At 55.4% G+C, this 15,838-nt stretch carries 6 protein-coding genes; all 6 read right to left on the minus strand.

From position 1 onward, the window contains the following. Window positions 1–34: 34 nt before the first annotated feature. Window positions 35–1,027 (minus strand): hypothetical protein, encoded by a 993-nt coding sequence (locus tag EOE67_RS04280; protein WP_127697815.1) that lies wholly within the window; start codon window positions 1,025–1,027, stop codon window positions 35–37. Between the two features lie 78 nt (window positions 1,028–1,105). After that, window positions 1,106–2,155: a hypothetical protein gene (locus EOE67_RS04285; protein ID WP_127697816.1), complete on the minus strand. Its 1,050-nt coding sequence runs from the start codon at window positions 2,153–2,155 to the stop codon at window positions 1,106–1,108. A gap of 276 nt (window positions 2,156–2,431) precedes the next feature. Beyond that, the gene (locus tag EOE67_RS04290) at window positions 2,432–4,432 is read right to left on the minus strand and encodes a thiamine pyrophosphate-dependent enzyme (protein ID WP_127697817.1); all 2,001 of its coding nucleotides are present in this window, start codon (window positions 4,430–4,432) and stop codon (window positions 2,432–2,434) included. A 77-nt stretch (window positions 4,433–4,509) separates the two neighbouring features. Beyond that, a complete protein-coding gene (locus tag EOE67_RS04295) occupies window positions 4,510–5,145 on the minus strand; it encodes a 2-oxoacid:acceptor oxidoreductase family protein (RefSeq protein WP_127697818.1) in 636 nt (211 codons plus the stop codon). A gap of 17 nt (window positions 5,146–5,162) precedes the next feature. After that, window positions 5,163–10,142 carry a type I polyketide synthase gene (locus EOE67_RS04300; protein ID WP_127697819.1) on the minus strand — a complete coding sequence of 1,660 codons (4,980 nt, stop codon included), beginning with the start codon at window positions 10,140–10,142 and terminating at the stop codon, window positions 5,163–5,165. 12 nt (window positions 10,143–10,154) lie between these two features. Then, window positions 10,155–15,818 carry a type I polyketide synthase gene (locus EOE67_RS04305; protein ID WP_127697820.1) on the minus strand — a complete coding sequence of 1,888 codons (5,664 nt, stop codon included), beginning with the start codon at window positions 15,816–15,818 and terminating at the stop codon, window positions 10,155–10,157. Between the last annotated feature and the right edge of the window lie 20 nt (window positions 15,819–15,838).

A 15,838-nucleotide genomic window follows, 5' to 3' on the forward strand; every position in this document is an offset into this window, starting at 1 on the left:
ACTTTATCCGGCATTGAGTCAGGCACAGACTGCCTCAGCGGCTCAGTTGCTGCAACAAGACGGCACTTTGTACTGCCTGGGCATCCGGCTGATAGGGTGTACGGTTCAGCGACTGTGGATCAAAATCGCCAAGGGCGACCGGCGCAGTTAACGGTCGGCCATAACCTGTTGCAGCGCCTGGCATCGGTGGCGCCAGTTCCAGTTGTAACCGGCTTAACTCCGCTACAAAACGTTTGTCCGGTAGCACCGAATGGTGGGCTCGCAACCGGATGTGCTGACTGCCACTTTCCAGCACAAATTCCCCCTGCAAAATAGCCAAAGGTTCTGCCGGCGTTTGTTGCTGGCCAAGTACTGCCTGTACCCGGTACAAACCGGCCTGTTGAACTTGCAGCTGCAACGGCAATACTAAATCACTGTCGTCTGCTTCCAGCGCCAAGGGTTGCTCCAGCCAGGCTACCGGCTGGTTGTAACTAAGTTTCGCCAGCGCACCATGGCCAGGTTCACTTTCCACACTCAGTTCGAGTTCCGCAGGGAAATCCGTTTGCCCCTCCAGTTCAAGCCGGAACAGGCCATCAGTCTCCGCTACTAATACGCCACTACTGACCAGTTGTTGGTCAAGACTACGCAGTTGGTAACGTATGACCGCCAGCTGCTCCCCCTGCACCCTGACCGTTGCTGTAATAGGCTCCGGATAACTGAAACGGTATTGGCTGAGCTGTAATTGCCAGACGATGCCATCGTCCAGCGGCACTGTGATTGCTGCCACTGCGGGCGGTTCAGTTTGCGCCAGATTTTCGGCCGTCACAGCCTGAGAATAAGGTGGGCTCAGTAGTTGTGCGGTAAATTTTTGAACCTGATCGGACGGCGTTGGCGTCGCTGCAAGCAATGGTGCTGCCGGGGTCTGAGCCACAGCTTCAGCTGGCGCATCGACCCGCGCTGGTAACACAGGGGCCAACACTTCGGGCTGCCAGTACCAGGCCGTCATCAACATCGCCAGCGCCATCAGCATTAACATTATTGGTTTCATAAGCACTCCTCATCCGCATCAAGGCGGCCAGCGATGCTGGCCGCCGACTCTGTTTTAAAATAAATCTGACAATTCTGCTTACATTGCTTTTCGCTGCACCAGTGCCGAAACCGGCGTCGTGGCCGAATCGACGACAAAACGATAAGTACCGCTGAAAGGCCATTTGGCTTTTTCATCTTTACTAGCAATCGACAACCGGCCACTACCAAAGCTGACATTGTTACTGGCCGTGGTGTACTTACCCGCCGTTTTGTTGCTGACCAACGCTGAATGGGAATAACCCAACGCCATCAATAACGGCAGGTGATTTGGCATAAAGCTGGTCACTGCATCGCTGGAGAAACCAACTTTACCATCCAAATCAACCTGATGACTGCAGCTGACATAAGCCGCCGCTTTTGCAGCACCACAAGAAGAGTGACTTGCGACCACCCCGTCATCCTGACCGGGTAAAAACGACTCCGTGATCCAATAATAATCAGTACCACCGCCAATAAACCGCACTCGCGGCACTCGGTTCACCGGCGCACTGATCAATGCCCGGGCGGTATTGACCGACAAATCATTTAAAACACCGACATTGGCACGGGTCGGTTCAAATCCGAGCCAGGCCTGCACGGCTTTTTTCACCAGCGTCCCGGCTTTTCCGTCGGCCACGTTCAATGCCAGATCTGCTAATTCAGAACCACCACCAGCACCGGCAAAGTCAAAAGTCGCAATAATATTCAGCGGAGCCAATCCGGCATTGCGTAACCAGTTGGCCTGGTTCTCCAGCAGATAACGCGCGACCAGATCGCCGGTTGAATGTGTGACCAGCACACAACCCGGTTGACACAGATTGTCTCTGGACATCTGCTGCAGTTTTGGCCACAGATAATGGCTGGCAATTTTACCTTCAATCCGTTCATGTGACGGCCAGTCAATCCGTGCGCTGGCATGCTGTAACCAGAATTCCTGCCAGTATGTTTCGCCATTGGCGGTGACGGCAGCTGCGTCCGGCTTGCTTTGTAACTGTGACGGCTGGAAGCCATGTAACAGCACATACTTATAATCTGCCGCCTGAGCGGTGCTCATCTGTAAAGTTCCCAGCGTGGCAGCCAGTGCCAGCATCAGCATATGTTTTTTCATCATCATGGTCCTTTGTTGTTTTGATCCAAACCTGTCGGCTGACAGGCCAGCCTACGATAAGAAAACAACGCTGGAACTCAATGACAATCGCGCGCAAAAACTTGCTAATATTCTGATATTTTCACTGCAATTCGCTTCATTTCGCCGAAATTAGTCTAGTAAAAAACCTTTCATCGCAGCAAATGGCCATTGGTCCGGCCCGGCACCGCTTCGGCGGATTTTCCGGGCCACAACAATTTCAGCGCCAAGACAAGGCTGTCTTCCGGACAAAACAATTCATTCTGCCGGATAAAACTGCACAGCGTCGACTTTGGCCGCGGCAGCCGCTTTTTGCTGGCGTCGATCCAACAGGGCGCGCAAGCGATGCTCCAGTTTTTTTAGCCAGGGTGCCAGCACCGGTTGCTGATTTAAAATCCGAATCATCCTTGCCCATGGCAGTTTGCCTGCAACTCGCGCCAGTGGTTTGGCCAACGGACCTGTTGCCGGTACCAGCATACTGACAGACAACGGCACAATCGCCTGTTCCGGACAAAGCTGACTACAGAGTCCACAGCCGATACAGCTACTGCTGATTGCGATATGCGCTTGATCTTGATCCAGCGCCGTCACTTCAAAATTCTGGCAGTTCGTTTCCTTCACGCAATCGCCACAGCTGGTGCAGACTGACTCCAGAATGGTGTAGCGAAACGGCGTTTCGTCTTTGATATTGAGCTCCTGTACACAACTGCCTTTAAGCACCAACACCGACAATGCCGGACGGGCCAGTTCCGTATCAAGCCAACGCTCAATTGCCGCTGGCTCCAGTGAAGGCAGCACCTGACAATGCACCACACCAAGACTTTGCAGCAGTGCCAGCCACTTGTCTGCGGTCAGCGATAAACTGGTGTACTGCATGCCCGTCATCGCCGAGCCGCTGTTGTCGAGAATAATCACAGTCCCATGACATTCCTGACGAGCCAGCGCCATCATGCCGGTCATCCCAGAGTGGAAGAACGTCGAATCACCCAGCACCGCGACACATTCGGTAGCCGCCTGCACACCTAAACCGTCGAGATAACCTTGTAACATGCCAAGACTGGCTCCCATGCAGAGGTTGGTATGTAAGGCACTGAACGGTTCAAGCGAACCAAGCGTCGAGCAGCCGATATCCCCGACCACATACAACTCACGCTGTCTGAGGATCTGAAAAATACCGGTATGCGGGCATCCGCCACAAAAGCCTGGCAAACGCGGTGGTAGGTTATCCAGCCAGCGAATATCGATGGTCGCAGGCATGGTCGCGCGAATAAAACTGTCCAGCTCCGGTGCTTGCTCTGATCGCAGCGTCTGCAGACTAAATTCACCGACCCCGTCATAATCCGGTTTATCCAACGTCGCTATACCCAGACTGCGCACTTGCTGGTCAAGGTACCCAGACGACTCTTCCGCCACCAGAATTCGCTCACATAGCGCAGCAAAGGCGCGGATCTGTTGTTGAGGCAGCGGATAAACCAGCTGCAACTGCAGCAATGGCAAATCCTGCCCCAGTAACTCCTGTACCACGCCGGATGGGAAACCACTGCTGATAATGCCAAGCGGATACCGACTTTGCAGTTTATCCGGCAGCGTCCGTACACAGAGCTTGTCTGCTATCTGACTTTGTGCCAGTGCCTGTAGATTGTGGTTTCGTCGTTCATGGCAGCCGGGGACAAAAGCCGGCAACAGCAAGTATTTCTGAATTGGGCTGGCAAACGAACCAATGTGATCTTGTGGTTGCCTGTCCTGACGCTCCAACTTATCTTTGCTGTAACACAGCCTCGAAGTCAGGCGTAATACCACCGGCAAATCAAACTGTTCGGACAGCTCAAATGCCAATCGGGTCAATGCCTGCACTTCCTGCACCGTCGCCGGTTCAAGCACCGGCACGCCAGCTGCCAGACAAAGCAGGCGGGTATCCTGTTCATTTTGCGAATTACGCGCACCAGGATCGTCACCAACCACGACCACCAATCCGCCCACTACACCGGTGTAAGCAAGATTGAAAAATGGATCGGCAGCTACATTTAAGCCAACGTGTTTCATCACCACCAAAGTGCGGGCACCACTGTGGCAAGACCCCGCGGCCATCTCCATCGCGACTTTCTCATTGGTCGCCCAGCAGCTTTTCACTTGCGGCAGCCGTTGCATGACTTCAACAATTTCCGTGACCGGACTTCCCGGATAGGAATACAGCATTTTGACACCGGCCTCCCAGGCACCAAAAGCAGCAGCTTCACAACCTGAGTGATAATTCAGCATTTATATATCCTTCTGAGCTCAATCCTGTTGAGCTAAATCCGTGGTGTTTTTATCCAATCAACCCAGCCACCGATCAATCAGGCCCGCTTGAGACCGTGTTCTGGTGCGTCCGGTAAATCCTGTTGTTCCAACCAGTCAAAACCGGCGGCCAAGGCGCGTTGATTTGGCTCCAGGTACGCGGACGGCACCGTTTCACCGAGCAATTGCGCAGCAAAACTGTGTGAAAAACCGTAGCTGGCACAAAACACCCCAAACATCACGGCCGAGCTGAACTTGTCAGCCAGTTGTTCACGGCGTAACAGCTGTTGCATTGGGATCACCAATAACGCGCAGTGCTGCGAAAACGCCTGTACAATATGTTGAAAATCAGGGTATTGCCGCTGTCGCGCCAGACTACGGCCTGTCGGAAACTGTAAATCAGATAACAATGTCATAGTGCCCCGCTGACACAACGGCAATTTACGCAACGCTTCCAGCGGCTCCAGCCCAAGCAGATAATCGGTGTGCTGTGAATACAGACACGACGTTTCGATATGCCGGCCCGCCCGCAACACCGCGCTGACGCTGCCCGTACGCTGGGCGATGCCCCGCTCTTCAGAAGTAATCACCCGCGGATGACGTTGGTATAACGCCATGCCGGTCAACCGGGTCAGCAGGATATTGCCAAGACCACCGACGCCGGTGATCACCACATTGGTATAGGATTGCCGCATACAAAACTCCTTTTGTGTCAGATTGTTAAAGCCGATGGTATAGCATGGCCGTGCGCTTCTTTATGCTGCTCGGCCTGCCGGTAAAACGCAAAACCGCCGTGCCGTAACTGCGTCGCAGCAGCACGGCAGGCCTGTAAGATCACGTCGATATCGTCATACTGATGGGCAACTGAAAGGAAACAAGTGCGTCGTTCCCAGACGTACACACCTTTGGTCAGCAACAAACTGAAAAACAACTGCTGTTGGAGTCCCTGTAACCGGAAATCCACCCCACCACAAGGTTCAAAACGGAACAACGAACCAAAGTGACTGATTTGCAGTGGCACGTTGTCGGTGCTGAAATACTGATTCAGTGCTGTCACTAAGGTTGTGGTCAGGTCATTGACCTGCTGCTGCAGCACACCGTTGCTGTCACGCAGCCGCAGTAATACCGCCCGGGCAGCAGCCATCGTCAGCGGATGTTTGCAGAACGTACCGGCAAACACCGTGGTTTTTTGATTTGGCACAGAATCATCGCCAAACTGCCAGCTGCCGCCATCGATACACCCCATAAACTTGGCTTTACCGGCTACGACACCCAGGGGCATGCCGCCGCCCAGTACTTTGCCGTAAGTGACCAGATCGGCCTCCACCGCAAAGTGCTGCTGCGCGCCTTTTTGCCCGGTGCGAAAACCGGTAATAATTTCATCGATGATCAGTAAGCAGCCCTGTTGCAGGGTCAGTTGGCGCAGTTGTTGTAAAAAGGCGGCTGGTTGCAAACCAGGTTTACGGCTCTGTACCGGTTCAACCAGCACCGCTGCAATTTCAGCTCCCTGCGCGGCAATAGCTGCAAGCGCTTCGTCACTGCCATACCGCAGCACAATGACATCCTCAACCATACCCGCCGGAATGCCTGGCGCACTCGGCACCGCACCATATTCGCCATTATCAGCGAGTACACCGTCATAAGTACCGTGGTAAGAGTCTTTAAAAATCACAATTTTGCTGCGCTGCGTGACAGTGCGGGCAACCCGCACAGCCACGGTGACAGCTTCAGAGCCGGTGTTGCAAAATGCCACCCGCTCCACGCCGGTCAGCTCGCAAATCAGACTCGCCACTTCACCGGCTAGCGCGTTTTGCGGCCCTAAATCAACACCAAGAGCCAGCTGTGTCTGCATGGCTTCGCGGACAAAATCCGGATTATGGCCAAAAAATCCCACGCCATAACTGCCCGAAATATCCAGATACTCGTTGCCGTCAACATCGGTAAAACGCGCGCCAGCCGAGCGGGCTGACACAATGGGATACACCATTTCCTTTAACGTCAGACTGAAATTCAGGCTGGCGATCCAGTCGGCTAGTACCGGGCGGTACTGACCCGCATATGCCTTTGACTGACCGGTACGGGCAACATGATCAGTCACCAGGTGTTGCACAAACGTCAGCTGTTGCGGATTTAACCCTTCGCGGTTAAACAACATGCCACGTGCCTGGTTACTCTGGCCATTGGCAATGTCGGCCGGAACCGCAGCCATCGCCGCCGGCTGCCGTACTTTTGCCGGCGTGACGCTGTCATCCTCGGGACTGAGATGAGAGGTACTTTCAGGGACTGCACTGGCAAGATCCGGTTCGAAGTCAACCGGAGTCTGTGCCAATAAGTGCAGCTGCTGAGCCATCAGTTGATTCATTTGATCCATTTGTGCCAGCTGCAGCTGCAATAGCTGCGCCAGTCCGGGTTCCAGCACGCTGCCCGTGGTCACCTGCAAATTCGGTTGCGGCAACGTCGGTCGTAGTATTGCGGTGGTGCTTGACGCCATCGAAACAACCGGCGCGGCAGCGATAGTCACTGCTTGTGGCGCCGGTGCAAGTTGTGCCTCTAACTCGGCCGGATATTCACTGAGTAAATAACTCACCAGCGCACTGACGGAGCTGTGCTGCTGGAACAACTGCTCCACCGCCACTTCCAACTGATATTTCTGCAGCAACCGTTGTTGCAGCTGCACCACCATCAGGCTGTCGAGCCCCAGTTCAAACCAGTGTGCGTCCGGTTTAATCTCGGCGGGCGTCAGCCCGGAAATCTGGCTGAGTAGTTGCTGTAATTGTTCCTGTAATAGCGCTGGCAATTGACCAGACGCACTGCCGGTTGCCATGGCAGAAGCCATCACGGCGCCGGGCGAAAGAGCTGAAAGTTCAGAAAAGGACATTGAAGACTCCTGTACCGGCCCGGCGGGCACGGTTTGGTCATTTAACGGGATCCAGAATTGCTGGTGATCAAAGGGATAAGCCGGTAACGGCAATAGTGCAGTTGGTTCGCTGTATAACGCTTGCCACTTTACATCGAAGCCGGTTTGCCATAACTGGCCAACCGCATCCAGCCAGGCCCGGTCGGCCGGCCAGCTTTTACGCAGGCTGCACAGTACCAGTTGCTGTGGATAATCGGCGGTCAACAGCGCACTTAACGTGGCGTGGCCACCAAGCTCCAGCAAGATACCGGTATTGGCACAAGCCACGGCGGCAGCTTCGCGAAACCGCACCGGTGCCGTAATTTGTCCTGTCCAGTACTCAGCGGTTAAATCAGCGACTTGCAGCGGTAATGCGGTCACATCAGAAATACATGGGATCCGACCTTGGCGCGGCTGAATATGTGCGATTGCAGCGGCAAATTCGGTCTGCATACCCGCGAATGCAGGACTGTGAAAAGCCTGGGTGACATCCAGCAATTTGTTGCGAATGTGCTGACTGTCAGCCCACTGCTGCGCCAACGCTATTGCAGCCGGATCACCACTGAGCGTGATACTGTGCCGGGCATTGTCCGCCGCCAAGACCAGTCCAGCGTCCGTCCGTTGACTGTTGACAGCCGCCAAACATTCCGGCCAGCGCTCTGCTGCCATTTGCAGCGCCAGCATCTGACCTTCACCACAACGCTGCATTAGCTCGCCACGGATACAGCAAATTTCCAGCGCCTGCTCCAGTGTGTAAAAACCGGCGACGGCAGCAGCGGCAATACCACCGATACTGTGACCAACCACCACAGCTGGCGCCAGTCCCAGACTTTGCCAAAGCTTAAACAGCGCCCATTGCACGGCCACGATAGCAGGCTGTGTCCTGCTGGTTTGCTGTAAGGTTGCTTGTGCTTCATCGGCTTGCCCGTCAGCTGGATACAACAAGGCCAATAAAGACCAGCCGCGCTGTGTCGTCAGCCACTGCTCAGCTTCATCCAGCGCTTGACGAAATACCGGATAATGCTGGTAAAGCGCCAGTCCCATTTGCAGTGACTGACTGCCCTGGCCACTGAAGCACCAGACCATACTTTTATTGCTACGTTTTGCTGGCAGTTGCAGCGTTGCCCCGTCAATGGCTGCCGTTGCAATTGCAGCCTGACATTGCTGCGCCAATGCCACGGCACTATCCGCCAGCAGTGGCAAGCGCAGTGGCAGACTGGCTCTGCTACGCCAGGCACTCGCGCAATAAGCCATAAAATCTTTTTGTATCAATGCCCTATCTTGGTAACGCCTCACGAGCTGCGCCAGTGCTGCCGGGCTTTTTGCCGACACTGGCAGGAGCTGCCAGCGTGGTGTTGCTTCCTCGGCTGTGGCGCCGACCACAGCAGCCGGTGCACGCAATACCACATGCGCATTGCTACCACTAAAGCCAAAGGCGCTGATCCCGCAGGTCGGTCGGCCACTGCGTCCGGTAAATTGTTCCAGCGAGGTTTGCATCTGTAGTGGCAACTGCTCCAGTTGGATCAGCGGGTTCGGCTTTTGAAAATGCAGGCTTGCCGGTAGTTGCTGGTGTTTGATACAGAGCACCAGTTTAATCAGCCCGGCAATCCCTGCGGCCGCTTCCAGATGACCAATCTGTGATTTCACACTGCCGATCCGCACCGGCGTAGCGGCATCGGCAAACACTTCAGCCAGCGCCTGTGCTTCTATCGGATCACCAAGCGGGGTGCCGGTGCCGTGCAGTTCCACATAATCAACTTCATCCGGTTGCACACCGGCCGCCTGCAATGCCTGACGGATCACCTGCTGCTGCGCCAGTCCGTTGGGAGCAGTCAGGCCATTACTGCGACCGTCCTGATTCACTGCACTGCCACAAATCAGCGCCAGCATCTCATCACCAGTTGCTATAGCATCAGCTTCACGTTTTAACACCACCACCCCACAACCTTCACCACGGCCATAACCATCGGCACTGGCATCAAAGGTTTTGCAGCGGCCATCCGGTGCTAAGGCATCAAGCTGTGAAAATGCCACAAAAGGCTCAGGTGTCAGCATCAGATTGACCCCGGCAACGATGGCCAGATCACACTCGCCGGCACGCAGGCTTTGTACCGCCTGATGTAGCGCAACCAGCGATGATGAACAAGCCGTATCGACGGCAAAACAAGGGCCATGCCAGTCATAAAAATAACTCAGCCGACCGGAAGCGGTACTGGCATGCACGCCGGTCAGGGCATAAGCACTGATGTTGTCGCTGTTCAGCGAACCCATATGCGCTTTAAAATAATCATTGCTGCCAAGACCAACAAAGACCCCGGTATTGCTGCCGCGCAGTTGCTGTGGATCAAGCCCGGCGTGCTGTAGCGCCTGCCAGCTGACTTCGAGTAACAGCCGTTGCTGCGGATCCAGCGCCTTGGCTTCTACGGGCGTGATGTCAAAAAAGCGCGCATCAAAACCGGCGACATCGTCGATAAAACTGGCATGACGCACATAACTGCGACCGCTGACTTTGGGCTGACGCTGGCCGTCGAACCATTGCTCGGCGGCAAAACGGTTGGCCGGCACCGGCCCCACCGCATCAACACCGCCCGCCAACAGCTGCCAGTAAGCATCGGCATCATTGGCGCCGGCCGGGAACCGGCAACCAACGCCGATCACCGCCACTGCCGACTGCCGCTGCGCCTGACTGGCTTTCAGATCGGCATCCAGTTTCTGGATTTGACCGACCGCCCGGCGCAGTGCCTCTTTATATTTCACTTCAGCTTGCTGATATTTAACTTCCGTTTGCTGATCCATATCCGGCTCCGTTTAATCCAGCAACGCGGCGATATCCGCCAGCACGTCGGCACTGCTTTCGGTGGCCACGATCTTCGGCTGCAGCTCCGGTAACGCCTGCTGCAACAGATAGTCGGCCGCTTTACGCAATGTTGGATAATTAAAGAAAAACGATGCCGGCAACTTCACCCGATAGGCGCTCGCCAACTGGCTGCGTGCTTCGACCATCATCAGTGAATCGGCACCAAGGTCCATCAGCGGCAGGTCCGGATCCAGACTTTGCTGCGGGCTATATCCCAGGACTTTGGCGGTGATGGTATTCATCTGCTCCAGCAATAAGGTGAGGCGCTGTGCCGGTTCGGCTTGTTGCAACAAACTCAACCAAGCCGGAACTGCAGCTGAATTTGTAGTCGTCTGCGCATCCGGTAACAGCGCGCTGAACAGGCCATAACGCTGAGCCGGTGCGGCAAATCCCTGATGTAATGCCCAATCCATATCGACCACCGCTGGTGCAGCCACTTGTTGTGTCAGGAGTTGCCACAACGCAGCCATGCCCTGCGCCGGACTCAGGCTATGAATGCCGCGCGCCGCCAGTCGATCACCACGCCTCGCATCGTCACTTGCCATACCGCCGTCCAGCCAGGGGCCCCAATTCACAGCGGTCGCGACTAATCCTTGTTGTTGACGCAACGTTGCTAATGCGTTCAGAAACTGGTTGGCGGCGACATAGTTACTTTGGCCTGGACTGCCAAACAATGCCGTCACCGAGCTAAACAACACAAAACAATCCAGAGTCAGCGCCCTCGTCGCCTGATGCAGATGCCAGGCCCCCAGCGCTTTACCGGCAAACACCTGACTGAAGCGTGCCATCGTCTGGTCGGCAATCAGCCCGTCGTCCAGCGCACCGGCGCAGTGGAACACACCACCCAAGTCCGGCGTTTGCGCCACCAGTGCACTCACCGCCGCGCTATCCGCCACCTCCAGCAACTGATACTGAACTTTGATTTGTTCGTTGCCAGCCAACGCCTGCAGCCATTGCTGCGTCGCCGCATCCGGCGCCTTGCGCCCGGTCAGCAATAACGAACAAGCCCCACGCTGCAACAATGACTCAGCCACCTGCCGACCCAGTGCACCAAGCCCGCCGGTGATTAAATATGTGCGATTAGCCTGCGGTTTAAATGCCGCAACGGCCGGCAGCCGCAACCGTTCCAGTCGCGCCAGCGCCGCACTGCCTTGTTGCAAACGCCACAGCGGTTCGTGTTGGGTCGCTTCAATATCGGCCTGCAACAAAGTGGTCAGAGCGCTGATGTCAGCAGCTGATCCACCATTCGTCTGGCCTTCAGTCACACCATCCATCAGCACCGTCGCACGCCACAGATCCGCATGTTCCAGCGCGATAACCTGTGACAAACCAAGCAACGCCGACTGAGCCACTGCACTGGACGCCGTATTGTCCAGCAACAACCACAGCTGGAACGGATGAGCTCCCTGCGCAATTTGTTGCACTAAAGTCAGCAGTGCGCCGTAATGCGCGGTAAGTTCGGTTTGAAACTCTGGCGTGGCAACAGATAAATCCAGTGCTGCGGCATAAACCAGCTGCGTCGGCGTCGTGACAACACCTTGTTTAGACACCGAGGCGCAGTGCTGCCACAGACTTTGCAGTTCAGCCTCTGTAGTCAAGTCCGCGTGCAGATGTCGCAGTGCTGGTAACGACGCCTGAGCCACCTGCAATTCGCTGAAGGTCGGCCACAGCAGACTGACAACGTGGCCTTGTAAGGCCAGTTCGCTGCCAAGCCGGGTCGCCACACCACTTCTATCTGCCACCAGCAGATAATGTTGCGGGCTTGGGCTGCTGCTTGTGCTGATTTGAGGTAATGCTGCGGGCAACCAGTCTTGCTGATAAAGCAGTGGCGCTGTATTGACCTGCAAATTGCGCAGCAATACCGACTCGGCACTGCGTTTGGCGGTAATGCCTTCTATCGTCAGTAACACGGTGCCGGTGGCGTCACACACCGTGATATCACTGGTCATCACGTCAGAGCCCTGCTGCACATCATAGTCACAGGTATAAGCCCAGACTTCTGCCGGGATTGTTTTGGCATAAAGGCAAACCCGACCAATCGAAATCGGAATAAATGCCCGGCGGTCTTGTTGCAGCTGAACAAAATCAAGTGCTGACACCGGTAACGAGGTATGGAACAAAGAGTCAATCAACCCCGGGTACACCAGATAAATATCCTGATCCGGTACATCAGCCTTTAACGTCAGCCGTGATAAACCTTCGTTATGGCCTTTAAACACCTGTTGGATGCGGCGAAAGCCATCTCCGAGTTTAAAACCAAGACCAGAGAAAAACTGATTAAAGGCACTGACATCAACTTCAGTGGTGAACTTTTGTCGCAGTGCCGCCAGATCCAGAGCCGCCGGCGTCTGGTTGATACCACTTAGCACCCGGCCGCTGCAGTGCCGGGTGAAGTCACTGCCTGCCAGCAACGCATCACGGCTGACCAGCACAAACTGATGCTGCTGTTGCTGTGGCTGTTGTTGAAGATCAGGGGTCAGGATCACCTGCCCGGCACGGCGTTCACCGTCGCGGGCAATCAAAGGTGCCAGAAAATCAATGTTTTCCAGCACGGCGACCGGTTGCTGCAGTACATCACGGGCGGCTGACAACAACATCGACACATGCGCAGCCGCCGGCGAGATTGGCGTGTCATACACAATATGTTCGGCCATAAAATAAGGGGTGGTGGCGCTGTATTCGCGCGCAAACACAATTTGCTCACCCAATGCCGGCGTATCAAAACGCTCGCCCAACAATGAATGTTGCAGTCTGGCGCCAAGCTGCGACTGTTGCGTCCGCTCTGATGATGTCGGCTGCGGCGAGGTAAAGTCATAACGCAGCGGCATCCAGTGGGACTCACGCTGGAACGGGTATGTGGGAATGGCCACGCGTCGCGCCTGTTGCGCTCGATAAAAAGCCGCCACACCGGGCATCGGTTGCACTAACTGTAACTGCCCGAGTGCCAGCAGATAGGTATTGAGTCCGGGCTGGTCGCGTTTCTGACTGGCAATTAACTGCGGCATTGCCGTTTTGCTGCTTTGCTGTAGCAACCGCCGCGCCAGGCCGAGCAGAGTGTCGGTGCCGCCGACTTCCAGCCACAGCTGCACCTGTTGTTGTTGCAGATACTGCAGGACCGGCAGAAACAACACCGCTTCACGGACGTGCGCGACCCAATAATCCGGCCGCGTTAATGCTTTACGCTCCGGCTGGCCGGTCAGTGCGCTGACAAAAGTGATGGCTGGCTCATGGTATTGCACTGTCGCAGCCACTTCAGCAAACGCCTGTAACACCGGCTCCATCAATGGCGAATGAAAACCGTGCGACACCACCAATGGCCGGGTTTCCAGATCCTGCGCCTGACAATCGGCAATAAATTGCGCCATCGCATCCAGCGCACCTGACACCACGGTGACATCAGTGGCATTGACCGCCGCGACCGACAACTGACCACGATAGCCAAGCAGCAGACTGTCGACGGCCGGACGTGGTGCAAAAACCGCCGTCATGCCGCCGTGGCCCGGAGCCTGCTGCATCAGCCGACCACGTGCTGCGACCAGCCGGACCGCGTCCGCCAGACTAAATACACCAGCGACAACCGCAGCGGCATATTCACCGATACTGTGACCAGCCACATAGTGTGGTGTCACACCATCGGCTAGCCATTGTTGTGCTAAAGCATACTGCACGGCAAAAATAGCCGGTTGCGCATAGGCCGTCTGATTAATCAGGTCGTCAGCGATATCGGTATTGGTGTTGTGCCACAACACATCCAGCAACGGCAGCTCCAGTTCGGGGCTAAATAGCGCCGTCACTTCGTCCAACGCCTGACGGAATACCGGCTGCTGCTGATACAGCTCCCGCGCCATGCCGACATACTGCGAACCCTGGCCGGTAAACAGTAGCGCCAAGGACTGAGATTTATGCTCATGACTACTGATGCGGACACGATCAGCGCCCTGCAATTGGCCGTCGGCAATTTGACGTAACGCGTTGATCGCCGAAGCCTTATCAGACACCACCAGCGCCAGCCGCTCCTGAAACAGACTACGGCCACAGGTCGAGGTATAGGCCAGATCGGCCATTTCCACATTTTGCAATTGCAGGAAATCAGCAAAACGCTCGGCCTGTTGCTGTAAAGCGCTCAGCTGACGACCACTTAAAATCAGCAACTGGGCGCTGGCACTCTGTAACTGCCGGGATATTTGAGGTGCCTGTTCCACGATGACATGGCTGTTGGTGCCGCTAAAACCAAAAGAACTTAACCCGGCGCGGCGTACACCATGACTGTCATCAGCGGCGACCGGCGCTTGCCAATCCTGTAATTCACTGATCACCTGCACCGGCGCACCTTGCCACTGAATATGTGGGTTTGGCGTGGCAAAATTCAGACTGGCCGGCAACTGACGATGCGAAAACGCCAGCAACAGTTTAATCAACCCGGAAATGGCAGCCGCCGGTTCCAGGTGACCAAGATTCGTTTTCACCGAGCCGAGTTTCAGCGGATGTGTCGCCGGCCGACCTTCGCCATACACCGTTTGCAGCGCTTCGACTTCAATCGGATCCCCCAGCGGTGTACCGGTACCGTGCGCTTCCACATAATCGACATCAAGCGCGTTCAGTCCGGCATTTTGTAACGCCTGACGGATCACTTTTTGCTGTGCCAGACCGCTCGGCGCCGTGAAGCCGTTGCTACGCCCATCCTGATTCACCGCGGTACCACGCACCAGCGCCATGATCGGATCACCGTCACGCAGTGCATCCGACAACCGTTTGACCACCACCATGCCACAGCCCTCGGCACGGACATAACCACTGGCGTCAGCGTCAAAAGTCCGGACGATACCGTGCGGCGAAATCGCCTGTAGTTTGGTAAAGGCAATATGAGCAATCGGCGTCAGGATAAGGTTCACACCTCCAACCAGCGCCAGATCAGATTCACCGCTGCGCAGGCTCTGGCAGGCCAGATGTAACGCCACATTCGATGAAGAGCAGGCCGTATCAACAGTCACAGCAGGGCCTTCAAAACCAAAAGTGTAAGACAAGCGGCCGGCCGCGGTACTGTGAGTCGCTCCGGTCATGCTGTAGGCATCGATGGTGGTTGGATCGCCGGACTTCAGATGCGCATGGGCATAATCGTCACTGGACATCCCAATAAACACACTGGTCGCTGAACCTTTAAGCTGCTGTGGATCCAACGCCGCAACTTCCATCGCCTCCCAGCTGACTTCTAACAACAACCGTTGTTGTGGATCCAGCGCTTTGGCTTCTTTTGGCGATACCGCAAAAAACTGGTGATCAAACTGATCGAGCGCCAGTTGTAGGTAACCACCATGCGTGGTGTACATTTTGCCAGCTGCCTTTTGTTCGTCAGCGTAATAATGTGCGGCATCCCAACGTTTGGGGTCGACCGGCGTGATGGCATTGATACCGTCAGACAGCACTTGCCAGAACTGCTGCAGGTCATTGGCACCACCAGGGAAACGACAACTGGCACCAATAATGGCCAGAGGTTCAGTGCGTTGTTGCTGCAACTGCTGCAATTTATCCTGAGCTTTTTTATATTCAACAAACAGTTTTTTCATCGCCTCTGCTGACTGAGTTGCTTCAGGTTGGGTCTGGATATGTTCGCTCATAGGTACTCCGTTTCCTTTGG

This window comes from Rheinheimera riviphila (genome assembly GCF_004005945.1).
In the GTDB taxonomy this organism is placed as follows: domain Bacteria; phylum Pseudomonadota; class Gammaproteobacteria; order Enterobacterales; family Alteromonadaceae; genus Pararheinheimera; species Pararheinheimera riviphila.

What these genes read in the sequence shown, in the direction of transcription:
- EOE67_RS04285 (WP_127697816.1), bottom strand. Translation starts at nt 2,155, where the DNA reads ATGAAAAAACATATGCTGATGCTGGCACTGGCTGCCACGCTGGGAACT.
- EOE67_RS04295 (WP_127697818.1), bottom strand. Translation starts at nt 5,145, where the DNA reads ATGCGGCAATCCTATACCAATGTGGTGATCACCGGCGTCGGTGGTCTT.
- EOE67_RS04305 (WP_127697820.1), bottom strand. Translation starts at nt 15,818, where the DNA reads ATGAGCGAACATATCCAGACCCAACCTGAAGCAACTCAGTCAGCAGAG.
- EOE67_RS04300 (WP_127697819.1), bottom strand. Translation starts at nt 10,142, where the DNA reads ATGGATCAGCAAACGGAAGTTAAATATCAGCAAGCTGAAGTGAAATAT.
- EOE67_RS04290 (WP_127697817.1), bottom strand. Translation starts at nt 4,432, where the DNA reads ATGCTGAATTATCACTCAGGTTGTGAAGCTGCTGCTTTTGGTGCCTGG.
- EOE67_RS04280 (WP_127697815.1), bottom strand. Translation starts at nt 1,027, where the DNA reads ATGAAACCAATAATGTTAATGCTGATGGCGCTGGCGATGTTGATGACG.